We start from the raw sequence: 25,613 nt of genomic DNA, 5'->3' as shown, positions 1-25,613 counted from the left end.
CGCCCGGCGTCGGCCCGGCATCCTTCGGCGTCGACGGCGCGGCTTGTGGAGCCTGTTGCTGCGCACCGGCGGTAAGTCCGCCCAGCATCGTGCCGGCGGCAACCAGGGAGGCGAGGGCGAAGAGCTTCTTGCGGGTCATGGTTTCCTCGACGGCTAAGCGGCGGTGTCGCCGCTATGAACAGGCGATAGGGAGGCGACGGGCCGCGGAGCCTCCGTAGCCGGGCGGTACGCGAGGCGATCGTAGGCTTCGAGGATCAGGTCCGTCGGGACCATCTGCGTCAGCGTGCAGTACGAGGTTTCGGTGCCGGTGAAGCTGCCGTTCTCGAACAGCTTGTTGACCGGCGCGCCGCCGCCGCACACCGAGAAGTAGTCGCAGGATCGGCTGCAGGCCTGCACGCCCGCAGTGATGTCGCGGTAGAGCGCCGACGCCAGACAGGTGTCGCGGATTTCCTGAAGGGACTGGAAGTTGATGTTGCCCAGGAGGAAGTCGCGATAGTCCTTGTTCTTCAGCCCCAGCAACTCGGGCGAGAAGCTCGAGACGTTGCCGTGGCTGTCGAGGTTCAGCATTGCCAGCGGCTCGACCTGGATGTTGCGCGCCGGCACGCCTTCGGGCCGGAACAGGCGCGGCAGCGCAAGATCGATTTCGCGGACGAAGCGGACCCGTCCACTTTGGCGAGCGAGATGCCAGAAGCTCCGCAGGAAGGCGGCATAGCGTATTCGCAGCTCGGGGCCATGGAACAGGCTCGAGACATGATCGCCTTCGGACTCCTCGACGTTGAAGCAGATCTGGTCGATCCCTTCGGAAAGGTAGAAATCGAGCAACTCTTCCGGCTGGTCGAGGCTGGTATGCGACAGGACCGAGATCACGTGGAAATCGACGTGATTTTCACGCAAGGACCGGATGCCGGCGATGGTCTTGTCGAAGGTGCCCTTGCCGCTGCGGCTCTTGCGGTGAAGGTCGTGCAATTCGCGCGGCCCGTCGAGGCTCACCCCGACGCCGACACTCCAGTCCTTGAAAAGGGCGCACCACTCGGCGTCGATCAGCGTGCCATTGGTCTGGAAGGAATGCTTGACGTGGACCGAGGCCGGCCGCATCCGCTCGATGGTCGCGAAGGCCTCGCGATAGAAGGAAACCGGCACCACCAGCGGTTCACCGGCATGCCAGATCACGGTGATCTCCGGGCAAGACCAGCCCGACGCGAAGATCTGCTCGAACAGCCGTGTCACCGTCGACTGGGCGATCACGTGCTTGTTCGAGCGGTCGGGCAGATAGCAGTAGGTGCAGGCGATATTGCAGAAGGCCGTCGGCTGCACGACCACCATGCCGATTTCGGGCGTGGCGGTCACGGTCACCAGTTGTGCCAGCCGTTATGCCAACCGCCGTTCCCCCAGCCACCGTTGCGCCACCCCCCGTTGCGCCAGCCGCCATTGCCCCACCAGGCAAGGAGCTGCTCGGGATCGACCGCAACGAAGGGTTCACCGTCCCGACGGTACTGCTCGATCGCGCCCGAGACATCGGTGCGAAGCGACTCCAGGCGCACGGCGACCGAAGGTTTCCCACCGTCAGGTTCGGGAGTTGTCGTGGCGGCCGCATCGGCAGCCGCCAGGCCGACCGAAAGTCCCAACGCTCCCGACGGCAGCAGTTGAGCGAGCGCGCGCAACGAACGACGATCGTGGGTCATAGGCTCTCCCTGAAGGTGATTACGTTAGGCTGAGGTGCGATCTATTCGCAAATTAAAAACGACGAAATCGGCGCCGCGCGTGGGGGCCCCTTGAAGTTCAGGATCGGACGCCCATATCCGTTTGGCACTAGCGGTCGAGTGGCCGCGAGGTGTTTGCCTCGGTGAGCCACGGATGTAATGGTGACCGAAGACAGATGGATCGCGTACTCGACCTGGCCCCGCGCCTGAAATGGCGGCGGGGCTTTCTATTTTGCGAGTTTGTGTCGACGATCAGTGGATCGTCATGCCGCTCGGATGTCTCGACGGGGGGCGGAGTTGTTCGGATTCCAGCCAAACGTGGTGCAGGATGTCCGGCGATCCGGGCTGCCGCCGGGCTTGGCCGATGGTGAAGCCGAGGCCGCGCAGGAGATCGATCATACGATCGCTGCGGGCATCGATGAACTGCTCGATTCGTGGAAACTGGTCGAGCATCTCGGCGAACACGAGCCGACACAGCATGGCGAATTCACGCGAATCGCTGTCGAATGTGGCGGATGCCAGCATCCAGAGATAGCCCACATCGGGATTGTCGAGACGAGGTGTCACGCCCCAGAGCGCGCTGGTCGAACCATCGCTCAACCTGCGGGCCGCCCATATCTGCGTGCTGAAGGCACAAGCCTCCAGCAGGCGATCACCGGGTTCTTTCTCGGGCCAGTCGAGATAGCCGGGTGCATCCTCCAGCATTGTCGCAAGGCAAGCGACGTCCTGCGAGGTCGCGGGCAGGACCTGATGGCGCATGTCGTTCTCCTTCGGGTCCCCTACAACCCGCGCGGGGGGCGATGGTTGCCAGGGGCGGCCCGTGGGTATGCAATCCGGCCATGAAAATGGCTGACCCCCTGGCGTTTCCGTTCAAGGGCGACGACGAGACGCCGAACAATCCAGCCCTGCCGGTGTTGCTGTACCGCGACGTCATGCCGGCAAGAGAGCGACGTGACGCAGCGGCCTGGTTCGAGGGCCTCTTCGCCAGGCATGGCTGGGGCGATGGCTGGCAAAACGGCATTCATCCTTTCCTGCACTTTCATACCGGGACGCATGAGGTGCTTGGCATCGCCGCTGGCCGTGCCACCGTGCAGTTCGGAGGTGCCGGCGGTCGTGCCTTCGACGTTGCTGCCGGCGATGTCGTGGTTCTGCCGGCGGGGACGGGACACCAGCGCCTCGACGCCAGCGCCGATCTGCTGGTCATCGGTGCCTATCCGCGCAACGGTCGTTTCGACCAGAAGCGGCCGGGCGATATGGGGAGGGAGGCGGCCCGACGTGCTGTGGCCGCGGTTCCCTTGCCGGAATTGGATCCTGTCGCGGGCACTGACGGTCCGCTGATGAGATTGTGGGGACGAACCTGACTCACTTCAGTCCGTAAGGCCCGACGTTGTCGGGGTGCAGCTTCGGTGCCTCGTGGGGCTTCTCTCGTGTAACGGCGCCGCGCACGCTGGCATGATAGCGTGAGGACCATGACAGTCCGTCATCCAGACCGTCGGCTTTTACTTTTATCGCTTGGAGCGATGCTCATGGCGCCGTCGATTTCGTCCGCTCAACCGCCGTCCTGGCAAACTCAGTCTCCTGAGGCGGCGGGCTTCGCGCCTGACCTCTCTGCCAGGCTCGATCGTCTGATCGCGGACAAGCGCATCTGGAACGTCCATGCCGTCCTGGTTGCGCGCCACGGCAAGCTGCTGCTCGAACGCTACTTCGCGGGCACCGACCATGCGCGCGGCCGGTCGCTGGGTACCGTCGCCTTCGGGCCCGATACGCTGCACGATCTGCGCTCGGTCTCGAAGAGCATCGTCGGCCTGCTGTATGGACTCGCGCTCTCGCAGGGGAAGGTGCCGCCGCCCGAGGCGCCGCTTCTCTCGTCCTTCCCGGCCCATGCCGATCTCGCGGGCGATCCGGCGCGCGCGCAGTGGACAGTCCATCACGTGCTCACCATGACCATGGGCACCGACTGGGACGAGCTCGGTGTGCCCTACACCGATCCGACCAACAGCGAGATCGAGATGGATCGCGCACCTGATCGCTATCGCTACGTGCTCGGCCGGCCCGTGGTGTTCGAACCCGGCACGCGCTGGGTCTATAGCGGCGGCGCTACGGCGCTGCTCGGGCGGATGATCGTCGAGGGAACCGGCAGGAGCCTGCACGATTTCGCGCGCGAGGCCCTGTTCGAGCCGCTGGATTTCGGTCCCAGCGAGTGGTTGACGGACGAGAAGGGCGATGCCTTCGCGGCATCCGGCCTGCGCCTGCGGCCGCGTGACCTGGCGAGGATCGGACAACTGGTCCTGCAAGGCGGGGAGATCGATGGAAGGCGCATCATCCCGAAGGACTGGATCGTGCGCGCTACGACACAGTATGTGAGCTGCGACGAGGTCCGCCGCTATGGCTACCAGTGGTACATGGGCGACATGGCGTTCTCTGTTCCGTCCGGCCCGCGGTGGAACCGCAATCGCCTCGAACGCTTCCAGGGTGCCTACGGCAATGGCGGCCAGCGCCTCTGGGTATTCCCCGGTATGGACCTCGTGGTGGCGGTAACGGCCGGCAACTACGACACGCCCGACCAGTGGGTGCCGTCCCTGCGTGTGCTGCGGGAGGCGGTGCTGGCGAGCATGGTCTAACGCGGGCGTCGCGTGAACAGCAGGTCCTGCTGGCGTACAGGCATGGTGTCGATGCGGTGCAGCGCCGACGGCCGACGCCAGCGCAGGTACCATTCGAGTTCGTAGTCGTTGTCGATCGCCCAGGCCGAGAACCCTGCGGCACGCATCCGGTCGAAGACGTCGCGCCACGCTTCGGGATCGTCATCGGGAGTCGCCTCGACCACGATGTCCAGGGTTGCCGGGTAGGTCGAGAGATGCTCCAGCAGATGGCGCAGGATCGGCGGCTCGGCACCCTCGACATCCATCTTGATGAGTCGCAGCCGCGAGCGTTCTTCCGGCGTCAGGATCTTGTCCAGTGGCAAGGCTTCAACCGAGGCCATGAGCGTGCCGCCGCGTGAGGCCAGCGTGGTGGCCGCGCCGATGTTGCCCGTGTTGACTTCATAGAGTTCGAGAGTGCCCGGTTGATCGGAAACCGCCGCATTCACCGCACGGACGTTGGACGAAGTGGAGTTGGCCGCGAGGTTGCGCTGCAGGAGCGCGAAAGTGCGCGGCGACGCCTCGACCGCGACGACCTTGCCCGCGGGTCCGACGCGGGAAGAGGCCAGCAGCGTGTCGTAGCCGATGTTGGCGCCGACATCGACGAAGACGTCGCCCGGCGCCAGATTCTGCTCGATGACCCGCGAAACGTCCGGTTCCCACACGCCGAAGTGAAGGATCATCCGTTGGATCAGGTCGAGCGGGTTGCAATAGATGCGTGCACCAAAATAGGTCGTGGCGAGATGTTCGGGCTTCAGCATGCGCAGCGCCTTGTTGTAGCCGCGGAACGCGAAGCGTGCGGCCGGGAGCGGGAGGCGCCTGATAATTCCGACGATGGTCTTGTGCAGCGGCAGGATCATGCCAAGGCTGTATAGCGCGTTTGCGACGCGGGTTCCGCACACCGTGGGCGAATTTCTCGACAGCGCATGGCCCGTCGCCGAGCGCAAGCGCTTACGAGGCCATCGTGCTCAAGGCCAATATGATGGTGCGTAGCGCCGACCCTCACCGGGTTCCGGCGGGCGGCGCCTGACGGCCCGTATCGGAGCCGACGCCCGGTTGTCCTGCGCTCGGAGCACCGGGCGACGAGGGCAGGGGGCTGACAGGCACGCTGCCGCTCGCCGGCGGAGCCGCGGGCGGCGGCGGAACGGTCGGCGAGGTGCCGGCGGGGGCCGGCGATGTCGACATGCCGCCGCTGGAGGCGCCGCCGCTACTTGGCGATTGCGCGCAAGCGGCTGCCGCCATCGCAGAGCAGGCGAATAGAGCGATCAGGGACTTGCCAATCATGTGGTCCTCCGGGTGTTCCCAGGTCAACCACCGGCGGACGCGAGCGTTGCATCCAGATTGCAAGAGGCTAGATCGGCTTGCCTTCGCTCGAGGCCCAGCGGGCCATGAGCGCGTTGCTGGGCTGTGCATTGTCGAGGACCTTGCGCGCCGTTTCGATGCCGGCGACCGGCAGTCCTTTCGGGTCGAGCAGGCCGACTTGTACGAGAACCGACGCCTGGTCCCAGTAGATGTGCTCGTGGGCGACCTTGCCATCGACGAAACGGACGATGGCAACCAGCGGAATTTCCACTCTGCGGCCGGTCGGTGCGATGCCCGGGAGCATCCAGTCCACGCTACTGGTGTGCGTGAAGCTGAACACCATTTCGTCGACGATCTGGTCTGCGCCGATCGTGCGGCTCACCGGGCGGAGCTCCGTGTCGGGGGGATTATTGCCGATGAAATGGTACTTGTAGAAGCGCTTGAGCTGATCGTGTCCCACTCCGCCCGTCATGGTCGGGATGTGATTCACATACGGTGCCGCGACCATGGTCGCCATCGTCGCATCGACGTCGCGGGTCTCGAATTCGTGGCGGCAATGCTCCTCCCAAAGAGCTTCGAGGTCGTGAGCGGGCATGGCGGCTGTCCTCCTGTCATCGTGAACGGAGGCAGCCTACAGCGTTCGGGCGACCGACGCTTGCCGGACTATAGGGTCGCGGCCAGGGCGGCGAGCTGGTCGGTGCAGATGCCCCAGCCCACGTGGAAGCCCATCTTCTCGTGGGTCTCGCGATCTTCGACCGTCCAGTGGCGGACGCGGGCGGTGTAGAGCGTCTTGTCGCCTTGCTTCTCGAAGGTGAGGATCAACGTCATGAACGGCTTGGCCGAGGGTTGCCAGTCCTCGATGAAGGCGTCGGTGGCGACCAGGCGCTCGTTGGGCACGACCTCGAGATAGACACCGCGATTGGGCATGTCCTGCCCGTCGGGTCCGCGCATCACGAACAGGTTGGAGCCGCCGGGGCGCACGTCGACCTCGACGACCGGCGTCTCGTAGGGCTTGGGCGCGAACCACTGCTTCAGCAGCTTCGGTTCCGTCCAGCACCGATAGACGTTCTCGCGCGGGGCGTCGATCTGGCGGGTAAGGACGAGTTCGCGATCGTTTGCGGGGGCGTCTGCGGGCATGGCGGTCATTTCGGGCTCCTTGTGAGGTCGTTCATCCCAAGGACGAACGACACCACCGGCTCCCGACACGAACCTGCAATTATGTCTACGGCGCGCCGTAGGCGCCCGGCGTCACTCCGCCATATTCGTGACTGACCCGGCCGTTCCAGCCGTAGCCGACATAGCCGTCGGCGGCATCGTAGAGATAGTCGAACCCTTCCAGGAACATGCGGCTGGTGTTCACGAAGATGGTCGCGTCGTGCACGACCTCGACCCGCTCGGGATGGAGCGGGTTGCCGCGCCGCTCGACCCTGAATTCGTAGAAGGCGGGCTGCGGGCGAAGGCGATCGGGCATGAAGAGCTCGATCCGCGTGCCCTCGGGCGCGCGCCGGCCGCGCTCCAGCCGCGTACCGGCCGGCGGCGAGAGGAACATGTAGTTGATGCCGGTATCCATGAGCAGCGTGCCCTGGCCGGAAACGCCATCGACCGAGACAGTCATGGGCGCGCCGTTCCAATCCGGTACGCCCGGAGGATGCGCCTTGGGCGTCAGCTTCACGAAGGCCATGTGGCGGGTAAGGGCGGGTGTCATGCCGAGATGCACGCCGGTGCGGGTAACGACATAGCCTGGCCGCACCGAGCTCACAGGTCGGCCGGAGGCCAGCGAAACCAGGTGCACGAAGGGGTTTTTCGGCGAGGTGCTGCCAGCCGTCGCCTGCGCAGCACCGCGATCGAAGCCAATGCCCATGTAGCTGACATTGCGCGGCTCGAATTCCGGCCGGCAGTCGCGCGCATGTTGCAGGCACGTGATCTGGTTGACCCTCAGCACCTGCACGCGCGCCGTGGCGACCGGAGTATGCTCGTCGCGGCGGATCACGACGTCCGTCATCCAGTGCTCGCCGGTCAGGACGCGGCCGCTGCTGTTGTAGACCAGCCGGCCCGGGCCCTGAGAGACGTCGCGTGGCCCGGGGATGAAGTGCTCGGCCGAGACCACGATGCCCGTTGAGCCGGTGTCCATGCCGAACTGGCGTGGCCTCGCGCCATTCAGGCTGAGCCAGATGTCCGGCACGTGATGCCGGGAGATGGGGCCGTTGGCGAAGGGGATCTCGATCGCTTCGTGCCCTTCATAGGCACGCCAGGGTTCCTGCGCGCGCGCTCCCGCCAAGGAGGACAGCAGGAACGCAAGGGCGACGGTGACGATCTTCAGGGGGCGCGACATGGCCATTCTCGTCACTCGGGGAGGTCGAAATCCTGGCCCTTGGCCGTGATGCCGGCCTTCGCGAACCAGTCCGGGCCGAGCAGGCCGAGAGGCTTGCCGATGCATTTGAGGTTGGCGACTGTCTTGCCATCGCGTTCGACGGTGACGCCGGCTTTCTCGCGCGTCTCCCCTCGCGGCCCCCAATTGCCGATGCCGGTATAGACGACGAAGGCGATGTTGTTCTTCGCCGAGACGCGTAGCCAAGTCCCCCCGCCGCCGGCGAGCGGGAACGATTCGCCGCTGGCCGCCTGGGGTGGTGGCACCTGGGCGGCCGGCAGGGTGAGGTCGAGCGGCTCTCTCGAATCGGGCTTGCCGGTCCGGTATTGCAGGTAGCCCTTGTTGGGGGCGGCATCCCTGGAGGCGCAGACCGACACGAGCTTTGTCGGGCTCGTGCGGCACGAAAACACGATCGTCTCGGTCGGCGTACAGAAGGAGGTTTGTGCGCTCTTGGCCGGCATCGGGGCAGCAGGCGCCGGCGCGGTGAGCGGCGCCGGCTTCGCGGACGCGATCAGGACGACGGTCTCGCTCTTCTTGCAATCGGGATTGCCCTGGCACGAACCTGCCATGACGCGCGCGGTCTTGTAGGTCAGCGCCAGGCGCTTGCCTTTGAGAGATTTCTCCAAGGTGCAGAGATCGAAATCCGCAAGCTCGTCGAAGGGGACGCCGCGGTCGTCCTTCAGGGTGACGTAGCAGGCCGTGTCGCCATTCTGGAAGGCCGTCGGCGTTCCGAACGCCCGCTTCCTTTCGCCACCGACCGTGACGGTGTCCTGTGCGGCGGCGGGGAGGGCAGACACCAGGAGACAGGCAACGAAACTTTAAACGATGGGAGAGCGCGACAAGCAGGACTCCGGAGCTGAGCAGGTGCCGAAGTCATAGACGAAGGGCGGGTGAATGTCGCGCGATCGACGCAAAAGACCCGCTCCGACAGTGCCGGGCGGGCCTTACGAACTCACCGGTACATCCGCGGCTCAGTCCGTGCCGAATGATCAACGACGATCTGCGCGAATGGTTGCCTTGCCGGAACAAGCTGGAGGATCAACGCAACTATTGCCCGGCACACGTCGTTGACGCCCCATGAATGATAGAACCACCCTGGAGGACATAAGCCCCTACCTTGTCCTTGGCCAGGCGGACGATGGCGGCCAGCCCATCGTGGAAACCGCTCGGGCCCTTCACGACCTGATCGTCACCTTCCCGCCGCACGGGCACTATTCGGTGCGTACTGTCGAGGATGAATGCGGCCCGGCCATCCATTGCGCCTTCGAGCGCAAGATCGACGCCGATCGCCTGGCAGCGGCCGTAGGAGCCATTGAGATCGCCCGCTACGAGACGTACCGCAGCGAGCGTGCTTTCTATCTCGACGAGAAGGTGGCGCGGATCATACGTCGTGCGCTGGAGCGCCGTCGCAGCATCGCAAACTGATCCCCGTCAGAGAATACCGAACATGCGCGCAACCCTCTGGACCGCACCCCAGGCGGGATCGAGGGTGGCGAAGGCGCGTGCCATTTCGTTGGCATCGTTCAAAAGCGCCTTCAGCTTCACGTCGCTCGGCTCGTCCTTCTCCGCTTCCAGACGTGCCTCTTCGAAGAGAGCGCGCAGTTCCCGCATCTCTTCCGTGTAGTCCGCGTCGATCGCCTTCACCGAATCGGAGAGGGCGGAGGCGAGTGTGGGATCGCTCTTGTTGTCGGTCATGACTCTCTACGCTGCTTTCCTGGTTCGATGGGCCTCGATGGCTGCCCACAAAGACGATGCCGTGACCGGCATGTCGATATGCTTCAGGCCGGTGTGCGGATGGATCGCATCGACGATGGCGTTGATGACGGAGGGCGGCGCGCCGATGGCGCCGGCCTCGCCCGCGCCCTTCACGCCCAGCGGATTGGTCGTGCACAGGCTGTTGTGCATGTCGAACTTCACATGCGGCACGACGTCGGCGCGGGGCAGGGCGTAGTCCATGAACGAACCGCTCATGAGCTGGCCGGACTCGGGATCGTAGATCGTCTTTTCGGTGAGCGCCTGGCCGACCCCCTGGCCGACGCCGCCATGGACCTGGCCCTGCAGCAGCATTGGATTAAGCGCCGTGCCGAAATCATCCATGATCGAGTAGTTCAGGATCTCCAGCGTGCCGGTGTCGGGATCGATCTCGAGTTCGCAGACATGGCAGCCGTTGGGGAAGGTCGCGGCCTGCGGCGTGCGGGTGAAGGCGTCGTCCAGCCCGGGTTTGCCGCCTTCCGGCACGTGCTTGGGCTCGCGGGCGGCGCGCGCCACATCGAACAGGCTCATCGTGCGATCGGTGCCGACGATACGGAAGGTCGCGTCGGCGTACTCGATGTCGCCGACAGCCGCTTCCATCGCCGAGGCGGCGACCAGCTTGCCCTTCTCGATGATGTTGTCGCTGACGCCCAGCACGGCGGCGCCGGCCACGGGAATGGACCGGCTGCCACCGGTCATGCCCTCCGGCGTAAAGTCGGAATCGCCCTGCACGATGCGGATGCGATCGGAATCGACACCGAGGCGGGCCGACATGATCTGCGTGAAGGCGGTCTCATGGCCCTGGCCGTTGGTCTGGACTCCGACGAAGACGGTGATCGTGTCGTCCTCGTTGAACTTGGCGATCGCGCTTTCCGGCGCACCGCCCGAGCACTTCTCGACATAAGTGGCCATGCCGATGCCGCGCCACTTGCCCTTGGCGAGCGAGGCGGCGCGGCGGGCGGGGAAGCCGGTCCAGTCGGCCTTCTCCATGCCCTTCAGCATGACGGTGTCGAAGTCGCCGGAGTCGAACGTGTCGCCCAGAGCCGTATTCCAGGGGATCTGGTTGGGCTTCACGAGGTTGCGCTTGCGGATCTCCGCCGGGCCGAGGCCGGTTTCGCGGCCGATATGGTCGACGAAGCGTTCCAGCAGATAGGCCGCCTCGGGCCGGCCGGCGCCGCGATAGGCATCGGTCGGCACGGTGTTGGTCATCACGCCCTTCACGTTCACGTAGATCGCGGGCGTCTAGTAGAGGCCGGCCAGCATGCCGCTGCCGGCCATCGTCGGGATGAAGGCGCCGAAATGGCTGAGATAGGCGCCGAGTGCCGCATGGGTCGTGACCCGGAGGCCCAGGAATTTGCAATCCTTGTCGAGCGCCATCTCGGCCAGCGAGACATGGTCGCGGCCCTGCACGTCGGACAGGAAGGCTTCCTGGCGGTCGGGAATCCACTTCACCGTGCGCTTGAGCTCGCGGCTGGCCCACACGACCAGCGGATACTCCGGGTGAACGAAGATCTTCATGCCGAAGCCGCCGCCCACGTCGCCGGTGCGCACCCGCAGTTTGGGCTGGCCGATCTTCAGGATCATGTCGGCGACCACGGGCCGGATGACGCTGACGCCTTGCGAGGAGACCCACAGGGTCGAGCGGTCGTCGGCCGGATCGTATTCGCAGATGGCGCCGCGCGGCTCCATCGAGTTCACGACCAATCGGTTGTTCACGATCTCGAGTTTCACGACGCGGTCGGCCTTGGCAAAGGCCGCCTCGGTGCGCGCCCGGTCCCCCATCTCCCAGTCGAAGACGAGATTGTCCTTGATATGGTCATGGACCAGCGGTGCGCCCGGTTGGGCCGATTCGAAGGTGCCGACGGTGTGGGGACGCGCCTCGTAGTCGACCTCGATCAACTCGGCAGCGTCCTTCGCCTGCTCCAGCGTCTCCGCGACGACCAGCGCCACCGGGTCGCCGACATGGCGGACGCGTCCCTGGGCGAGCATCGGTCGGGGTGTCTCACCGCGGGGCGTACCGTCACGGTTGGTAACGGGCACCAGGCAGGGCAGGTCGCCGTAGCCGGCGGCCTTCACGTCCGCGCCGGTGAGGACCAGCAGGACACCGGGCGCCTTCTTTGCCGCCTCGGTGTCGATGCTCTTGATGTCGGCATGAGCATGCGGCGAGCGAAGAACGTAGGCGCGGGCCGCCGGGGCCGAGAGCTTCGTGTCGTCCGTATAGCGACCACCGCCGGTGAGGAGGCGTGGGTCCTCGACCCGCCGTACCGACTGACCAATGCCGAACTTCGCCATGAAATTCCTCCGTGTTCTCCGGAGGTTAACCCGCCCGGAACGGGCTCGCTACAGGATCGTCCAGGCGAACCCCGCTGCGACGACGAGAATGCCGGCGCCGAGTGCCACCCAGGTACCCGCGGTAGGGATGCGAATTTCAGACTTGTAGAGATCGGTGGCCGGCTCTGCGTCCAGGATTTTGAAAGTCATGGTAGCCTCTCTCACAACACCTGCTCTGGCGGGTCCCTGAGGAACGCCAGCGTTCCCGGGACGTTGCGTCACGGGGGCAGGAGTAACATGCATATCAAGGACGACACCGGCGAACAGCCTGCCGAGCCCATCGAGCCGGCAGCCGCCGCCGATGCTGTCGTCGACTATGTGGCGCTGGCGCCGGGCCGCGTCGTCGGCCGCTATGAGGTCCTTGAAGTGCTCGGTCAGGGCGGCTTCGGCATCACCTACCGGGTCCGCGACACCCAGCTCGACCGCGAAGTCGCGCTGAAGGAATATCTGCCGCCAGCCCTTGCGATTCGCCAGGACGGCGCGTCGGTCCTGCCACGATCCACCGAAGTGGCGGAGGACTTCTCGTGGGGACGCGAGCGCTTCGTGGCCGAGGGTCGGACTCTCGCCAGTCTCCATGATGCCCCGGCCATCGTGAAGGTTTTCGACTTCGTGGAGACGAACGGCACTTCCTACATGGTGATGGAACTCGTGCGCGGGGGAACGCTCGAGGAACGCGTCAAGGCGACGGGGCCTCTATCGCCGCAGGAAGTCGATACATTCCTGCCGCCGCTGCTCGAGGGGCTGGAGAAGGTCCACGAAACGGGCTTCCTGCATCGCGACATCAAGCCCGGCAACATCCTGCTGAGCGACGCCGGCATTCCGACGCTGATCGATTTCGGGGCGGCGCGACTGGCCATTGCCGGCCGGTCCTCGACCATGACGGCTATCTTCACCCCGGGGTATGCCGCGCCCGAGCAGTTCACCACCGGCAAGCAGGGGCCGTGGACGGACATTTACGGCCTGTCGGCGACGCTGCATCACGCGGTTACCGGCAGGGCGCCGCCCAGCGCCTTCGATCGTCTGCTGGAGGATACGTACCAGCCGTTGAGCGGCCTGCAGCTCACCGGCTTCTCGCCGACGCTGCTTGCCGGCATCGATGCGGGACTTGCAGTGCGCTTCGAGGAGCGGCCGCCGACGATCGCGGCCTGGCGCGCGCTGCTCGGTGGGCCGATGGTCGATGCCAATGCGACGCAGGTCATGCCGAAGCCGATCGCGTCGCCGCCCACGGCTCCGACACCGCCGACACCCCCCACGCCCCCGACACCGCCCACCCCACCGGCGGCGCTCGCTTTCAAGCCTCCGTCGCGCTGGAAGCCCGCTGCCATCGGCGCCGTTGCGGTGATGTTGCTGGCCGCGGTGGGCGCCTATTACGCCCTGGTGCCGCCGCCTCAGCCGCAGGTGGGACCACCGACCGAGACGGTCGCTGTTGCGCCAGCGCCCACGGCATCGCCCGAGGCCGACCCGGCCGTCGCTGCACGCGAGGGCGAGGAAGCGCTCCAGCTTCTCCCGGTCGACCGCCAGCGAATCCAGGCGGTCCTGACCTCACAGGGCTACGATACGCGCGGCTCGGACGGCACGTTCGGTCAACGCTCGCGAGAGATGATCGGTGCCTGGCAGAAAGCCAAGGGTCATGTGGCAACCGGCTTTCTCACCGCTGCGCAGGTGCCGGCTCTGCTGCGCGATGCGCCGCCGGCATCGACCGGCCGCCCTGCGGCGTCGCAAACGGGGGCGTCGCCGGCGGCGAAGGCCGGCAGCGGGACGTACGACGGTGTCTACGGGGGCGGCTTGTCGAGCAGCGGCTTCGCCGAGGCGCCGGGAGTCGTGACGGCGGAGCTGAGCATTGCCGGCACCCAGCTGATCGGCCGGGTCACCCAGACGGGTTGTGGCACCTCGGCGCTTTCGCTCGCCGTGTCGTCGAACGGCGACATTTCGGGCAGCGGCCGAATCTACGAAGGCCGGGACTGCTCCATGGGGAGCTTCAGCGCGAGCGGCAAGGCGGTCGGCGACCAGGTCACGATCGAACTGCGCACGACGGGTGGCGCGATGCGCGGCACCCTGGGCCGGCGAGGCGGCTGATCCGTAACACGGATGACGCGCTGAACGCTCGTCCTCCTCGCGGCATTGGCGCATAGTATGCCCTATGGACCAGCCGCCAGATACGCCAGCGGGGGCCGATTTTGTAGCGCTCCGGAAGGGGCAGACAGTCGGCCGTTACGAGCTGCTGGGCGTTCTCGGTCAAGGCGGATTCGGCATTACGTATCGGGCACTCGACCGGCAGCTCGGCCGCGAGGTCGCGATCAAGGAATACCTGCCCGCGGCCCTCGCCGTTCGCCAGGATGGCACCACGGTGATGCCACGCTCACCGGCGGAAGCCGAAGATTTCACTTGGGGCCGCGCTCGCTTCGTCGAGGAGGGGCGCACCCTGGCGCGGTTGCAGAAGTCGCCGGCGATCGTGCGGGTCTTCGATTTCCTCGAGTTCAACGGCACCGCCTACATCGTCATGGAACTGGTTCATGGCGAGACGCTCGAGCATCGTTTGAGCCGCACCGGTCCACTCGCTGCGGGCGCAATTGAACGCCTGCTGTGGCCACTCCTCGACGGACTGGCGCGCGTTCATGCAAATGGCTTCCTCCACCGCGACATCAAGCCGGCGAACATTCTGATCGATGGCGAAGGTGATCCCACGCTGATCGACTTCGGTGCGTCGCGGGCGGCAATTGCCGACCGCAGCTCGGTACTGACTGCGGTCTTCACGCCCGGCTACGCGGCGGCCGAGCAGGTGACCTCGGCGCGACAAGGACCATGGACCGACATCTATGCGCTATCGGCCACGTTCTACCACGCCATCCGTGGCCGACCGCCCCCGAACGTCTTCGATCGTATGGCGGACGACCGATACGAGCCCCTCGGACTCCTGCAGCCCGCTGGCTTCAGTCGCAGCCTGCTGCAGGGAATCGATGCGGGATTGGCGGTGAAGGCAAGCGCCCGGCCGCAGACGATTGCCGACTGGAAGAGCATTCTCAGCAGGACGGTCGTGGGCGACAGCGACGCCACGGTGGTGTTGCGGTCTGCCCGGACGGTGTCGATCGCGGCTCCAGAGGTGATGCAGGTGAGCGCGCCTGCCACGAGGAGTGCGTTGCAGCGCGGGCTGGCGGCGGTGTCGCTCGTCACCGTGGCTGCCGGCGCGTTCTTGGCCTGGGAGGCGAGGGACGGCTACCGGCAACCCCTCCAAACCCAGAGTGCAAAGGTCGACTCGCTCACCGATGCCAGCAAGTTGGAGGCCCCGGCGGCGCCGCAGCAGGTGGAACGGGAGGCACGCAGCCCGGCCGAATCGGTGGAGGCCAGCCTTCGTCTTGGCTCGCCGGAGCGACAGAAGGTCCAGATAGCGTTGACGGCTGCGGGCTTCGACACACGCGGCAGCGATGGTACGTTCGGTCCGCGGTCGCGCGAGATGATTGCAGCCTGGCAAAAAGCCCAGGGTCAGCCGGCGACTGGATTTCTCACAGCGCCGCAGTTCCTGGTTCTCCAGCGCAAGGCCGACGACGAAAAGAGGAGAGCCGAGGAGGAGGTTCGGATGCGCGCCGCCGCCAGCGCGCCTGCCACGCCGGCCCCTGCGCCTGCAGCGGCTCCGTTCGACGGGACGTATGTTGGATTTTTTTCGCCCTCAGGGCCGGTGGCACTTCAGGCAAGCCCCGCCCATGCGATCTCCCTGCGTGTCGCCAACGGCAGCGGGAGCGGCACGATGACCAGCGCGCGTTGCGGTGCCATGCCCATGTCGGTTCGCATATCGTCATCGGGCGCGATCACGGGCGATGCCCAGGGCGTCGATGCTTCTTGCTCGCGATTTCCCCTGGCCATCCAGGGCCAGGCCGCAAACGGCCACCTATGGTTGACCTTCAGCGGCGCGGTGGACGGCGGCTCGGCCAACCTGACGCTTGGAGCGCCGCCGTCGCCCACGCGACAGGTCGCTGCACCCGGTCCGATCGCGGGAAGGTTCGACGGTTCCTATGCCGGGTCCCTGTCGGCCGTCGATACCGGGGGCATCTCCCGCGTTCTCACGGCCGAACTGGGGATCGCAGGCGACCGACTGTCCGGGCGGATCTCCAGTCCAGCCTGCGGTTCGGCGACGATTGCTCTCGCCGTATCGGCCGGCGGCGACGTCAGCGGTGAGGTGCGTCTCCAGGCAAATCTGACCTGCTCCCTGATCCCTCTCGGCGTGCAGGGACACGTGCTTGGCGATCGGTTGATACTCGACCTGCGCGGCGCCGGTCTGCGCATCCAGGGGACGTTGACCCGGCGCGCCGGCTGACTCCCTGGGGAGGCGGCGCTGGCCAGGTCCGAGCCAGCACCGCCACTCTCATCCAGCGTCGCTACTTCTTCGGCGTGATCGCGACAACCAGCACCGACGTGTCGATCGCCGTCAGCTTGTCGCCGGTCTTCACACGCGGCAGCTGGGCGCGGCCCTCGGGAGCCACGACGTTGTAGGTCTTGACCTCTCCACCGTTCGGATTCACGAGCGAGATCGTGTTGGCCGAGGTGTTGACGCCCGTAACCCACCAGTTGGCGACGGTCTGGTCGGCCATGACGCCGGCGGCGCGGGTGCCCGTCGTGGCCGCGGCGGTGACGCTGACATCGCGGCCACCCGGGGTGGCGGTGTTCGGGCCGGACAGGACGAAGGACAGCTTCTCCTCGAAGGCCACCGAGACGCGGTCGCCGACCTTGCTGGTGTCCATCTTCACGCCGGCGCCGACGTTGGACGTAAGCGAGCGGCCGGCCGGACCGGTGAAGGTGACGGTGCGCTTGGCCGGATCGATGGCGGTGATGGTTGCGTCGATCGAATAGGTGACGACCGTCGAAATGCCGACAATCGGCTGACCCTGCGCATAGGCGGCGCCGGTGGTCGCGCCGGTGAATGCGATCGAACCGGCAAGCATCGCGGCGATCAGGAAGCGTTTGGTGAACATGAGACTCTCTCCCTCGTAGTTGCGTAACGCTAGCATGAGGTTTGCCGGATTTTCCATGGCCGGCCTGTTACAGTGAGATTGATTATGTTCAATCTCCGATGCCAACCGATCGCGTGACCACCGCCTATCTCGCCGCCGAGGGATTCGAGAGCCAGCTGCGCGAGGAACTCGGGAGGGCCGGCGTCGCGGTGAGCACCGAACATGGCCGCCTGCTCCTGTCCGATGGGCCGGCGCACGAGGTCGCCTGGGCTGCCAACATCTGGCGGGACTGCCTCGAGCTGCCGGTGGCCTCCATCGGCACGGCGGCGAAGGCGTTGCGTGACGTCCAGCGCAACTGGGCGATGTACGCACCGCTCCATCATCGCCGCGCGGCGCTCATTCAGGAAAGGCTGCCGCACGTCTCGGCCAAGCCGGTGGTCTTTCCCACGGCCGCGCCGGCCGCGCCGCTGGGATCATGGACCCTGCTCGCGCCCGACCGGATGCTCGCGGCGGCATCCTGCAGTTCGCCTTTTCCCAACGGCGAGGTCGAACTCGTCGAGGACAAGGTCGGGCCACCCAGCCGTGCCTACCTGAAACTCTGGGAAGCGCTGGTGCGTTTGCGGCGCTGGCCGCAGCCGGGCGAACGCTGTCTCGATCTCGGGGCCTGTCCCGGCGGCTGGACCTGGGTGCTGGCCCGGCTCGGCGCCAACGTGGTCGCGGTCGACAAGGCGCCGCTCGATCCCAAAGTGGCGGCCATGCCGGGTGTCGAATGGCGGGGCGAAAGCGCATTCGGACTCGATCCCGCCAGCGTCGGGCCCGTCGACTGGCTTTTTTCCGACGTGATCTGCTACCCGGCACGTCTGTTGCGCCTGGTCGAACGCTGGCGGGCCGCCGGCCTGGTCCGGAACTTCGTCTGCACCATCAAGTTCCAGGGCGAGACCGATCATGAGACAGCGGCCGCCTTCGCCCGGCTGCCGGGGGCACGCGTCCTGCACCTGCACTACAACAAGCACGAGTTGACGTTCATGCTAGACTTTTCCGAAGGGCGCTAACCGCAGAGAAGGCAATCGTGCATTATCCCGTTTACGTATTCCGCCATGGCGAGACCGTCTGGAACGCTGAGAAGCGTGCGCAGGGCTTCCTCGATTCGCCACTGACCGAGACCGGGCGCGCACAGGCTCGCGCCATGGGGCGGGTGCTGGCCAAGGAACTGCACAGTGCGGGGCACGCGCCTGCAAACGTTGTCGTACGAGCAAGTCCGCTCGGGCGCGTTCGCGAGACTCTGGCGCTGGCGGCTGAATCGGCGGGCCTCACGCACGACGAGCAGTGCTTCGATCCGCGCCTCCGTGAGATGAGTTGGGGCGAATGGGATGGACTCACGGGTCCTGAAATCGAGGCACGCTGGCCGGGCGCGATGGCGGCGCGCCGGCTCGATCGCTGGACCTACGAGCCGCCCGGCGGCGAGAACTACGTCATGGCCGCCGCGCGTGCCCAGGCCGCCCTGGACGATATCGCGGCACTTGCGGTCGAACGGCCCGTCGCCGTGTTCGCGCACGGCGGCATCGGTCGGGTGCTGCGCGGCCTGTTCCTGCGTGTGCCCGAGGCGGAGATCCTCGATATGGATCAGCCGCAGGACGCGTTCTATCGGCTCCATCGCGACACCGCAGCGCGCATCGCCAGCCATGGCCACTGAAGCGAGGGCCGGTGACGAATTCGACGTCGCGGTGGTGGGCGGCGGGCTGGTCGGCGTCGCCACCGCCTGGGGCCTGTCGCGCGAGGGTTGCCGGGTCGTCATCCTCGACGAGGGGGATCGCGCGGTTCGTGCAAGCCGCGGAAACTTCGCGCTGGTCTGGGTGCAGAGCAAGGGGCTGGGACTGGCGCCCTATGCCGGCTGGACGATCCGTTCCTCCAACGCCTGGCGTGGCTTCTCCGACCTCCTGAAGCAGGAGACCGGCCTCGACGTCTCGTTCCAGCGGCCTGGCGGCTTCCATCTCTGCCTGTCGGAGAAGGAGCTGGAGGCGCGCGCCAACGTGCTGAAGCGGCTGCACAACCAGCCCGGCATCGTCGACTACAAGACCGAGATCCTGACCCATGATCAGGTCAAGGCGATGCTGCCCGACATCGGGCCCGAGGTGGTGGGCGGCAGTTTCTGTCCGCTCGACGGCCACGTGAATTCGCTGCGCCTGTTCCGCACGCTGCACGCCGCCCTCAACGCCCGCGGCGTTACCTACCTGCCGAGCCACCGCGTCGATGCGATCACCAAGGAGGCGGGCGAGTTCAGGCTGGCGACGCCCTACGGCGAGATTCGGGCGGCCAAGGTGGCGCTGGCGGCCGGAAACGCCAACATGCGCCTCGCGCCGATGGTTGGGCTCGAGGCGCCGATGCGCCCCGAGCGCGGGCAGATCGTCGTCACCGAACGGCTGCGGCCCTTCCTCAACCATCCCGTCGTCACCTTGCGCCAGACCGACGAGGGCACGGTGATGATCGGCGATTCCAAGGAGGAGAGTGTCGATCCCAGCGGCCTGACGATCGGCGTCAGCGCCACCGAGGCCGAACGCGCGGTGCGCCAGTTCCCGCTGCTCGCCAACGTGAACGTGGTGCGCACCTGGAGCGCCATCCGCGTCATGACCCAGGACGGCTTCCCGATCTACGACGAGTCGCAGACCCATCCCGGCGCCTTCACCGTCTGCTGCCATTCCGGCGTGACCCTGGCCGCCAACCATGCGCTCACCATCGCGCCGATGATCGCCCGCGGCGCACTCGACGCTTCGCTCGTCGCCCCGTTCAGTGCCCGGAGGTTCCATGTTCAAGAGGCTGGCTGACAGCAGCCCCGCCATTGCGATCTCCGTCGATGGCAAGACGGTGACCGCCCGAGCCGGCGACACGGTCGCCGCCGCGCTGCTGGCCGCCGGCATCGACCATTGCCGCACCACGCCCGTCACCGGCGCGCCGCGCGCGCCCTATTGCCTGATGGGCGTGTGCTTCGACTGCCTCGTCACGGTCGACGGCGTCGGCAGCCGGCAGGGCTGCCTGATCCCGGTACGGGAGGGCATGAAGGTCGAGACCCAGCTCGGCCGCCGGGAGGCCGGACGATGACTGCGGCGGCGGACCTCGCACCGTCTTATGAACTGGTCGTCATTGGCGGCGGGCCGGCGGGGCTCGCGGCCGCGGCGCTGGCCGCACGGGCGGGCGTGTCGACCGTGCTGTTCGACGAGAATCCCGGCGTCGGCGGTCAGATCTATCGCGCCATCACCTCCACGCCGGTCAGGAGCCGCGCGATCCTGGGCGAGGATTACTGGGACGGCGCAGCCCTGGCCGACGAGGCGAAGGCGAGCGGCGCGTTGATCGTGAACGGCGCGACCGTGTGGAGCCTCGACCGGCAGCGCCTCGTCGGCGTCTCGCTCGGCGGCAAGGCGCGCCTGATCGAAGCCGGCAGAGTCATCATCGCCACCGGCTCGCAGGAGCGGCCGTTCCCGATTCCCGGCTGGACCCTGCCGGGCGTCATGACGGCGGGCGCGGCCCAGACCGCGCTGAAGGCCCAGGGCCTCGTCGTCGGCGGCCGCACCGTGCTGGCGGGCAGCGGGCCGCTGCTGTGGCTGCTGGCGGCGCAGACCCTGCGCGCCGGCGGCAGGATCGACGCCATCCTCGACACCACGCCGCGCCGCAACTGGCTGCAGGCGATGCTGCATCTGCCCGACTTCGCGCTGTCGCCCTATTTCGCCAAGGGGCTGGCGCTGTTGCGCGAGGTCCGCGCCAAGGTACCGGTGCATCGCGCCGCTACGATCGAGGCGGTCGGCACCGACCGGGTGCGCGAGGTCGTCTTCTCCGGGGCCGGCGGCACGCGACGCCTGCCGGTCGACCTGCTGCTGCTGCACCAGGGCGTCGTCCCCAACGTCAACCTCGCGAACGCAGCGGGCGTGGCGCATGTCTGGAACGACCGCCAGCTCTGTTTCGTGCCGGTGCTCGATGCCGAGTTCGGCAGTTCGGTGCCGGGCATTGCCGTGGCCGGTGACGGGGCGGGAATCGCGGGCGGCACCGCCGCCGCCGAGCGCGGCCGCATCGCTGCCATCGCCGCGGTGCGTGCGTTGAAGCCCCAGGCCGCCGTGCCGGACACGCAGGCGATCCGCCAGAGGCTGCAGCGTGAAGAGATGGGGCGGGCCTTTCTCGACTGTCTCAACCGGCCGGCCGATTCGTTCCGCCTGCCCGAGGGCGACACGATCGCCTGCCGGTGCGAGGAGGTCACCGCCAAACAGGTGCGCGAGACGGCGCAGATGGGTTGTGAGGGGCCGAACCAGATGAAGGCCTTCCTGCGCTGCGGCATGGGTCCCTGCCAGGGAAGGCTGTGCGGTCTCACCGTCACCGAACTGATCGCGGCCGAACGCAAGACGACGCCGGACGAGGTCGGCTACTACCGCCTGCGTCCGCCGGTGAAGCCGATCACCCTGGCCGAACTCGCCTCGCTGCCGATCAGCGAAGCCGAACGCAAGGCCGTGGAGCGCTAGCATGGCGCGCGCCGCCGATGTGGTGGTCATCGGCGGCGGCATCCACGGCTGCTCGACGGCGCTGCATCTGGCGTTGCGTGGCCTGAAGCCGATCCTGATCGAGAAGGACTATGCCGGCCGCCATGCCTCGGGCGTGAACGCTGGCGGCGTGCGCCAGCTCGCGCGCGACCTGCACGAGATCCCGCTGTCGATCTCGTCGATGGACCTCTGGGAGCGCATCGAGGAGCTGGTCGGCGACGATTGCGGCTTCGACGCCCATGGCACCGTGCTGGTGGCCGAGAACGAGGCCGAACTGGCGGGTTTCCGCGAGCGGGTCGAGGATCTCCGCCTGCGTGGTTTCGAGCACGAGGAGCTGATCGATGCCTCCGAGCTGCGGCGCCTCGTGCCGGCCGTGTCCGAACGGTGCCCCGGCGGAGTCGTCTCGCGCCGCGACGGGGCGGCCGATCCGTTCCGCACGACCCAGGCCTTCCGCCGCCGCGCCGTCGAGAAGGGGGCGGAGGTGATCGAAGGCGTGACCGTCACCGGGCTTTCCAGGAGCGGCGCCAACTGGCGGGTCGAGACGACGGACGGGGACTTCGAGGCGCCGAAGATTGTGAACGCCGCCGGGGCGTGGGCCGATCGCATCGCCGCAATGCTGGGCGAGCCGGTGCCGCTGGCCGTCGTGGCGCCGATGCTGATGGTAACCAGCCGGCTGGCAGCGTTCATCAAGCCGGTGGTGATTCTGCGCGGTCGCAAGCTCTCCTTCAAGCAGCTCGAAAACGGCACCGTGGTGATCGGCGGCGGGCATCTCTCGACGCCCTATCGCGACAGCAACGAGACGGTGCTCGACTGGGAAAAGCTCGCGATCAGCGCGCGTACGGTGTGGGAGCTGTTCCCGGCCATGCACCAGGCCACGATCGTGCGCGCCTGGGCCGGCATCGAGGCCTACATGCCGGACGGCATTCCCGTCGTCGGTCGGAGCTCGACCTCGGAGGGCGTCTTCCACCAGTTCGGCTTCTCGACACATGGCTTCCAGCTCGGCCCGGGAACGGGGGCGGTGATGGCGGAGCTGGTCGCCACCGGCTCGACCAACACGCCGATCGATGGACTCGGAATCGAGCGGTTTGCCGCCAAGTAAGAGCAAAGGTCCCTCGCTTGCGCTCGGGATGACAATGTTGGTGGAATGCCCAGCGTGTGCCGACGCACTGCATAACGACCAAAAAAGTTGTCATCCCGAGCGCAAGCGAGGGACCTTTAACTTATGGACCGCCAGTCGTACCCCAGCCGCGGAAAGTGCACCGCGACCTGCCCCACCTCGTCGTTCTCGTGCAGGAGCGCGATTTCGTCGGCGTCGATGAAATGCACCTCGCCCTCGATCCAGTCCCTAGCATTGTCGGAGGCGCGCACGCGGGCGCGCTGGCCGGGCAGGGGATCGCCTTCCTGTGGCTGCGAGGGGCGCGGGCTCGCCGGCGTCGCGGCGCGGGCTTCCGCCAGGGCCTCGTCGGCGTCGATGTTCGTTCGGTCCCCGTGGCCGATCGCTTCCATGCGATCGCGCCAGGCCAGCAGGCGCGGATAGATGTTCAGCACCTCGCGGCAGTCGATGTGGCGGCCGCGGAAAAACCAGACGACGTGATAGGTGGCGAAGTCGGCGATGCAGGGCGCGTTGCCCAGCAGATAGGGCCTTCCATCCGACAGCATGTCGGCGATCCATTTCACCTGCGGCCGCACGAGCTGGAGGTTCCGGAACGCGGCCTTGCGCACCGCCTCGATCGACGGCATCGGCAGGCCGTGCAGCTTGGCGCGGTCGGCGTGCAGCCCGTCGGGCATGTGGTCGGCGTTGATGCCCGACACGTACAGCGCGGTCGGCCGCATGAACTGCTGCTCGGCCCACCAGGCGATGGCGTCGGCCGTGCCCGATGTGTTTGGAGGGTAGAAGGTCGGCTGCGGCACGCGCCGTTCCAGCTCGCGGGCGATAAGCCTGGTGTCGCACCAGACATCGGCGCCGTCCTGCAGCACCGGCGTGCGACGATAGCCGCCGGTCAGCGGCGTCAGTTTGGGCTTGGGCGCGATGGGCGGAATCTCGACGGCCCGCCACGCCAGGCTCTTGAAGCCCATCATCAACCGCGCCTTCTCGGCGAAATTCGAGAAGTCGTACTGGTGGAGGATCAGGGAGGTCGGTGGGAGTGTCACGCCGCCTTCAGGACGCCGTCGTCCGCCTCGAGGGGCAGGGGATTCCAGTTGCGCGACACGACCCAGTCCGGCCGCGGAGTCTCGCCGAGCTGCGGCCTGTTGGCCACCGTGTTGCAGGACACGTAGATGTGCCAGCGGTCCTCGGCCGAGAGATTGTGGCCCGACGCATGCAGCACGTTGCAGTGGAACAACACGCAGGTTCCGGCCCGGCCGGTGACGGCAACCGGCTCCGGCGAGCTCTTCAGGATCTCGATCATCCGTTGCTTCGGCATCGCCCAGAACTTGTAGGAGGTCGATTCGTCGTAGACCGGCTCAATGCGGCCGAGCTTGTGGCTGCCGGGGATCAGGTAGAGGGCGCCGCCCATCTCGGTCGTGTCGGTCATCATCAGGTTGAAGGTCGCCATGTCGGGCCGCCGGCAGCCGTCGCGCATCCACGAGCCGTAATCCTGGTGCCACTGCCAGACCGTGCCCTCGATGGCAGGCTTGGTGTTGATCTTGGTGTGATAGACGTAGACGCCGTCGTCCTTCAGCACCTGCTGCACCGGCCGCAGCAGGCGCGGCGTGCGGACCAGCGCGTGGAAGGGCTTCGAACGGGTCGCGCCGTCATCCTCGTGGACGCGGAAGATGGTGCGGACGCCACCGGTATGCTCGCGGACGACCTCCTCGCTGTCGATCCCGGAAAGTCGGGCGACCTCGCGCCGCAGCACCGCGACTTCGCTGCGGTCGAAAAGGTCGGGGAAGACGAGAAAACCGTCGCGATCGAATTGCTCGATCTGTTGGTCCGTCAACTCCATGACGCGGCCTCCCTTGTTGCTCTTTGGCGTTTGGCCGACGCTAACGCAAGGGTCCGACAGGGAGTAGGGGATTCTGGTCGTCTCAGGCGGCGGTGACGATGGGTGCCGCTGTGCGGGCAAATCGGGCGTTGCGATAGGCGGCGACGGTCACTGCGGGATACTTCGCCGGACGGTCTGCCGTGGCGCAGCTCGGCAGGCATTCGATCAGCGCATCGTAGGCCGGCGCCACGAAGTAGGCGATGGACAGGCGCCGGGCACCGCCTCCCGAGCGGGGATTGGCCACGCGATGCAGGGTCGACCGGAAGCGGTCGTTCGACCAGCGCATCAGCAGATCCCCGATATTGACGATGAATCCATCCTCGACCGGCGGCGCCTCGTGCCAGTTGCCGTCGAGGTCGCGTACTTCGAGCCCGCCGTCGGCCGCCTCGTTCTTGAGGATCGTCATCATGCCGAGATCGGTATGCTCGCCGGCGCGGAGCTGTCCCGGCCGGGGAAGCTGGCGCTGGGCGGGATAGTTGAGCGCCCGCAGCATGCTGCAATGGCGCGCGAGGGCCGCCGCGAACCAGTCCTCCGGCAGGTCGAGCGACAGGGCGAAGATGCGGCTGATCGTGTCCTGCAGGCTTTCCATCGCCGTCCAGTAGGCCCGCCAGGCAGGCTCGAAGCCGGGAAGGTCGGAGGGCCAGAGGTTGGGGGCGTAATTCGGGTAGGCACCGGGCGCGCCGTGATACCAGGGATCGTCCGCGGGCACGTCGAGCGGTCCGATGGCGAACACCTCCTTGTAGTCGGGCGGGGTCTCGTTGCCGGCCAGCCGCGCCAGGGTCTCCGTGCCTTCGGCATGATAGGCGCGGTTCTGCTCGGGCCGGGGGCGTGCCACCTCCATCTTCCGGAGTGTCGGCAGGTCGAAGAAATCCCGTGAAACAGAGCGCATCGCCTCGATCGTCCCATCGGGCACCCGGTGTCCGACGATGGCGAAGAAGCCGGCGGACTCGCAGGCGATGCGAACCTGATCGGCCACCGCACGGCGGCCGGACGGGCCACCGTCGAACCAGGGTCCAAGATCGATGATGGGAAAGGCAGAGCTTGTCATCCTGGGCCTCGTCCGGTTTCCCCCGAAGG

General features: G+C 66.9%; 25 protein-coding genes and 1 pseudogene. 11 read left to right on the top strand and 15 right to left on the bottom strand.

Annotated features, from left to right (window positions below):
* Positions 1-153: 153 nt before the first annotated feature.
* From grrM to Q7V45_RS19150, 3 genes are all read right to left on the bottom strand, one after another.
* Positions 154-1,353, bottom strand: a complete 1,200-nt coding sequence (gene grrM, locus Q7V45_RS19160; protein WP_304854959.1) for a cyclophane-forming radical SAM/SPASM peptide maturase GrrM/OscB — start codon at positions 1,351-1,353, stop codon at positions 154-156.
* Positions 1,350-1,682 (bottom strand): GrrA/OscA1 family cyclophane-containing rSAM-modified RiPP, encoded by a 333-nt coding sequence (grrA, locus tag Q7V45_RS19155; protein WP_304854958.1) that lies wholly within the window; start codon positions 1,680-1,682, stop codon positions 1,350-1,352. Before grrA ends, grrM begins: the two co-directional genes overlap by 4 nt.
* Positions 1,683-1,952: 270 nt before the next feature.
* Positions 1,953-2,459: a hypothetical protein gene (locus Q7V45_RS19150; protein ID WP_304854957.1), complete on the bottom strand. Its 507-nt coding sequence runs from the start codon at positions 2,457-2,459 to the stop codon at positions 1,953-1,955.
* Between the two features lie 80 nt (positions 2,460-2,539).
* Here Q7V45_RS19150 and Q7V45_RS19145 point away from each other — a divergent pair, with 80 nt between their 5' ends.
* Positions 2,540-3,061 carry a hypothetical protein gene (locus Q7V45_RS19145; protein WP_304854955.1) on the top strand — a complete coding sequence of 174 codons (522 nt, stop codon included), beginning with the start codon at positions 2,540-2,542 and terminating at the stop codon, positions 3,059-3,061.
* Positions 3,062-3,226: 165 nt separating this feature from the next.
* Entirely contained in the window at positions 3,227-4,321 is a 1,095-nt protein-coding gene (locus tag Q7V45_RS19140) for a serine hydrolase (protein ID WP_304854954.1), read from the top strand.
* Here the strand turns inward: Q7V45_RS19140 and Q7V45_RS19135 are convergent.
* The 5 genes from Q7V45_RS19135 to Q7V45_RS19115 all read right to left on the bottom strand — a co-directional run bounded on the left by Q7V45_RS19135 (position 4,318) and on the right by Q7V45_RS19115 (position 8,803).
* Positions 4,318-5,196 carry an FkbM family methyltransferase gene (locus tag Q7V45_RS19135; protein ID WP_304854952.1) on the bottom strand — a complete coding sequence of 293 codons (879 nt, stop codon included), beginning with the start codon at positions 5,194-5,196 and terminating at the stop codon, positions 4,318-4,320. The genes Q7V45_RS19140 and Q7V45_RS19135 overlap by 4 nt on opposite strands.
* A gap of 491 nt (positions 5,197-5,687) precedes the next feature.
* The gene (locus Q7V45_RS19130; protein WP_304854951.1) at positions 5,688-6,233 is read right to left on the bottom strand and encodes an ester cyclase; all 546 of its coding nucleotides are present in this window, start codon (positions 6,231-6,233) and stop codon (positions 5,688-5,690) included.
* A 68-nt stretch (positions 6,234-6,301) separates the two neighbouring features.
* Entirely contained in the window at positions 6,302-6,784 is a 483-nt protein-coding gene (locus Q7V45_RS19125; RefSeq protein ID WP_304854950.1) for an SRPBCC family protein, read from the bottom strand.
* 76 nt (positions 6,785-6,860) lie between these two features.
* Positions 6,861-7,970, bottom strand: a complete 1,110-nt coding sequence (locus Q7V45_RS19120) for a hypothetical protein (RefSeq protein ID WP_304854949.1) — start codon at positions 7,968-7,970, stop codon at positions 6,861-6,863.
* Between the two features lie 11 nt (positions 7,971-7,981).
* Complete coding sequence (locus Q7V45_RS19115; protein WP_304854948.1) at positions 7,982-8,803, bottom strand: hypothetical protein; 822 nt, start codon at positions 8,801-8,803, stop codon at positions 7,982-7,984.
* Positions 8,804-9,083: 280 nt separating this feature from the next.
* Here Q7V45_RS19115 and Q7V45_RS19110 point away from each other — a divergent pair, with 280 nt between their 5' ends.
* The gene (locus Q7V45_RS19110) at positions 9,084-9,431 is read left to right on the top strand and encodes a hypothetical protein (protein WP_304854947.1); all 348 of its coding nucleotides are present in this window, start codon (positions 9,084-9,086) and stop codon (positions 9,429-9,431) included.
* Between the two features lie 6 nt (positions 9,432-9,437).
* On the opposite strand, the gene Q7V45_RS19105 is transcribed toward Q7V45_RS19110, so the two are convergent.
* From Q7V45_RS19105 to Q7V45_RS19095, 3 genes and pseudogenes are all read right to left on the bottom strand, one after another.
* Positions 9,438-9,701: a hypothetical protein gene (locus Q7V45_RS19105; RefSeq protein ID WP_304854945.1), complete on the bottom strand. Its 264-nt coding sequence runs from the start codon at positions 9,699-9,701 to the stop codon at positions 9,438-9,440.
* 6 nt (positions 9,702-9,707) lie between these two features.
* Positions 9,708-12,050, bottom strand: a pseudogene (locus Q7V45_RS19100) (xanthine dehydrogenase family protein molybdopterin-binding subunit).
* 48 nt (positions 12,051-12,098) lie between these two features.
* A complete protein-coding gene (locus Q7V45_RS19095) occupies positions 12,099-12,239 on the bottom strand; it encodes a hypothetical protein (protein ID WP_304854944.1) in 141 nt (46 codons plus the stop codon).
* An 87-nt stretch (positions 12,240-12,326) separates the two neighbouring features.
* Here Q7V45_RS19095 and Q7V45_RS19090 point away from each other — a divergent pair, with 87 nt between their 5' ends.
* Both Q7V45_RS19090 and Q7V45_RS19085 read left to right on the top strand, forming a co-directional pair.
* Entirely contained in the window at positions 12,327-14,165 is a 1,839-nt protein-coding gene (locus Q7V45_RS19090) for a serine/threonine-protein kinase (RefSeq protein ID WP_304854941.1), read from the top strand.
* A 64-nt stretch (positions 14,166-14,229) separates the two neighbouring features.
* Positions 14,230-16,398 carry a serine/threonine-protein kinase gene (locus tag Q7V45_RS19085; RefSeq protein WP_304854939.1) on the top strand — a complete coding sequence of 723 codons (2,169 nt, stop codon included), beginning with the start codon at positions 14,230-14,232 and terminating at the stop codon, positions 16,396-16,398.
* 61 nt (positions 16,399-16,459) lie between these two features.
* On the opposite strand, the gene Q7V45_RS19080 is transcribed toward Q7V45_RS19085, so the two are convergent.
* Positions 16,460-17,053 (bottom strand): hypothetical protein, encoded by a 594-nt coding sequence (locus Q7V45_RS19080; RefSeq protein WP_304854937.1) that lies wholly within the window; start codon positions 17,051-17,053, stop codon positions 16,460-16,462.
* A gap of 98 nt (positions 17,054-17,151) precedes the next feature.
* Here Q7V45_RS19080 and Q7V45_RS19075 point away from each other — a divergent pair, with 98 nt between their 5' ends.
* The 6 genes from Q7V45_RS19075 to Q7V45_RS19050 are packed head-to-tail and all read left to right on the top strand — an operon-like array spanning position 17,152 to position 22,651.
* Entirely contained in the window at positions 17,152-18,084 is a 933-nt protein-coding gene (locus Q7V45_RS19075; RefSeq protein ID WP_304854936.1) for an SAM-dependent methyltransferase, read from the top strand.
* 17 nt (positions 18,085-18,101) lie between these two features.
* Positions 18,102-18,725 carry a histidine phosphatase family protein gene (locus tag Q7V45_RS19070; RefSeq protein WP_304854935.1) on the top strand — a complete coding sequence of 208 codons (624 nt, stop codon included), beginning with the start codon at positions 18,102-18,104 and terminating at the stop codon, positions 18,723-18,725.
* Positions 18,715-19,854 carry an FAD-binding oxidoreductase gene (locus Q7V45_RS19065; RefSeq protein ID WP_304854934.1) on the top strand — a complete coding sequence of 380 codons (1,140 nt, stop codon included), beginning with the start codon at positions 18,715-18,717 and terminating at the stop codon, positions 19,852-19,854. The genes Q7V45_RS19070 and Q7V45_RS19065 overlap by 11 nt, the downstream gene beginning before the upstream one ends.
* Entirely contained in the window at positions 19,835-20,128 is a 294-nt protein-coding gene (locus Q7V45_RS19060; RefSeq protein ID WP_304854932.1) for a (2Fe-2S)-binding protein, read from the top strand. The genes Q7V45_RS19065 and Q7V45_RS19060 overlap by 20 nt, the downstream gene beginning before the upstream one ends.
* Positions 20,125-21,534 (top strand): NAD(P)/FAD-dependent oxidoreductase, encoded by a 1,410-nt coding sequence (locus Q7V45_RS19055; RefSeq protein WP_304854930.1) that lies wholly within the window; start codon positions 20,125-20,127, stop codon positions 21,532-21,534. The genes Q7V45_RS19060 and Q7V45_RS19055 overlap by 4 nt, the downstream gene beginning before the upstream one ends.
* A gap of 1 nt (position 21,535) precedes the next feature.
* On the top strand, positions 21,536-22,651 hold the full coding sequence (locus Q7V45_RS19050; protein WP_304854928.1) for an FAD-binding oxidoreductase: 1,116 nt from the start codon (positions 21,536-21,538) through the stop codon (positions 22,649-22,651).
* A gap of 116 nt (positions 22,652-22,767) precedes the next feature.
* Here the strand turns inward: Q7V45_RS19050 and Q7V45_RS19045 are convergent, their stop codons facing one another.
* The 3 genes from Q7V45_RS19045 to Q7V45_RS19035 all read right to left on the bottom strand — a co-directional run bounded on the left by Q7V45_RS19045 (position 22,768) and on the right by Q7V45_RS19035 (position 25,584).
* Positions 22,768-23,703 carry a glutathione S-transferase family protein gene (locus Q7V45_RS19045; protein ID WP_304854925.1) on the bottom strand — a complete coding sequence of 312 codons (936 nt, stop codon included), beginning with the start codon at positions 23,701-23,703 and terminating at the stop codon, positions 22,768-22,770.
* Positions 23,700-24,497, bottom strand: coding sequence for a phytanoyl-CoA dioxygenase family protein (locus Q7V45_RS19040; RefSeq protein WP_304854922.1), 798 nt, complete (start codon positions 24,495-24,497; stop codon positions 23,700-23,702). Before Q7V45_RS19040 ends, Q7V45_RS19045 begins: the two co-directional genes overlap by 4 nt.
* A gap of 82 nt (positions 24,498-24,579) precedes the next feature.
* On the bottom strand, positions 24,580-25,584 hold the full coding sequence (locus tag Q7V45_RS19035) for an isopenicillin N synthase family oxygenase (protein ID WP_304854920.1): 1,005 nt from the start codon (positions 25,582-25,584) through the stop codon (positions 24,580-24,582).
* Positions 25,585-25,613 lie beyond the last annotated feature (29 nt).

Source organism: Reyranella sp. (assembly GCF_030651995.1).
Taxonomy (GTDB): domain Bacteria; phylum Pseudomonadota; class Alphaproteobacteria; order Reyranellales; family Reyranellaceae; genus Reyranella.
Note: the sequence above shows the minus strand (reverse complement) of the source record. Positions and strands in the feature narration are given on the sequence as shown.

Coding starts and splice junctions, on each gene's coding strand:
- grrA (WP_304854958.1), bottom strand. CDS start 1,682: ATGACCCACGATCGTCGTTCGTTGCGCGCGCTCGCTCAACTGCTGCCG.
- Q7V45_RS19150 (WP_304854957.1), bottom strand. CDS start 2,459: ATGCGCCATCAGGTCCTGCCCGCGACCTCGCAGGACGTCGCTTGCCTT.
- Q7V45_RS19145 (WP_304854955.1), top strand. CDS start 2,540: ATGAAAATGGCTGACCCCCTGGCGTTTCCGTTCAAGGGCGACGACGAG.
- Q7V45_RS19140 (WP_304854954.1), top strand. CDS start 3,227: ATGGCGCCGTCGATTTCGTCCGCTCAACCGCCGTCCTGGCAAACTCAG.
- Q7V45_RS19135 (WP_304854952.1), bottom strand. CDS start 5,196: ATGATCCTGCCGCTGCACAAGACCATCGTCGGAATTATCAGGCGCCTC.
- Q7V45_RS19130 (WP_304854951.1), bottom strand. CDS start 6,233: ATGCCCGCTCACGACCTCGAAGCTCTTTGGGAGGAGCATTGCCGCCAC.
- Q7V45_RS19125 (WP_304854950.1), bottom strand. CDS start 6,784: ATGACCGCCATGCCCGCAGACGCCCCCGCAAACGATCGCGAACTCGTC.
- Q7V45_RS19120 (WP_304854949.1), bottom strand. CDS start 7,970: ATGTCGCGCCCCCTGAAGATCGTCACCGTCGCCCTTGCGTTCCTGCTG.
- Q7V45_RS19110 (WP_304854947.1), top strand. CDS start 9,084: ATGAATGATAGAACCACCCTGGAGGACATAAGCCCCTACCTTGTCCTT.
- Q7V45_RS19105 (WP_304854945.1), bottom strand. CDS start 9,701: ATGACCGACAACAAGAGCGATCCCACACTCGCCTCCGCCCTCTCCGAT.
- Q7V45_RS19095 (WP_304854944.1), bottom strand. CDS start 12,239: ATGACTTTCAAAATCCTGGACGCAGAGCCGGCCACCGATCTCTACAAG.
- Q7V45_RS19090 (WP_304854941.1), top strand. CDS start 12,327: ATGCATATCAAGGACGACACCGGCGAACAGCCTGCCGAGCCCATCGAG.
- Q7V45_RS19085 (WP_304854939.1), top strand. CDS start 14,230: ATGGACCAGCCGCCAGATACGCCAGCGGGGGCCGATTTTGTAGCGCTC.
- Q7V45_RS19080 (WP_304854937.1), bottom strand. CDS start 17,053: ATGTTCACCAAACGCTTCCTGATCGCCGCGATGCTTGCCGGTTCGATC.
- Q7V45_RS19075 (WP_304854936.1), top strand. CDS start 17,152: ATGCCAACCGATCGCGTGACCACCGCCTATCTCGCCGCCGAGGGATTC.
- Q7V45_RS19065 (WP_304854934.1), top strand. CDS start 18,715: ATGGCCACTGAAGCGAGGGCCGGTGACGAATTCGACGTCGCGGTGGTG.
- Q7V45_RS19060 (WP_304854932.1), top strand. CDS start 19,835: ATGTTCAAGAGGCTGGCTGACAGCAGCCCCGCCATTGCGATCTCCGTC.
- Q7V45_RS19055 (WP_304854930.1), top strand. CDS start 20,125: ATGACTGCGGCGGCGGACCTCGCACCGTCTTATGAACTGGTCGTCATT.
- Q7V45_RS19050 (WP_304854928.1), top strand. CDS start 21,536: ATGGCGCGCGCCGCCGATGTGGTGGTCATCGGCGGCGGCATCCACGGC.
- Q7V45_RS19040 (WP_304854922.1), bottom strand. CDS start 24,497: ATGGAGTTGACGGACCAACAGATCGAGCAATTCGATCGCGACGGTTTT.
- Q7V45_RS19035 (WP_304854920.1), bottom strand. CDS start 25,584: ATGACAAGCTCTGCCTTTCCCATCATCGATCTTGGACCCTGGTTCGAC.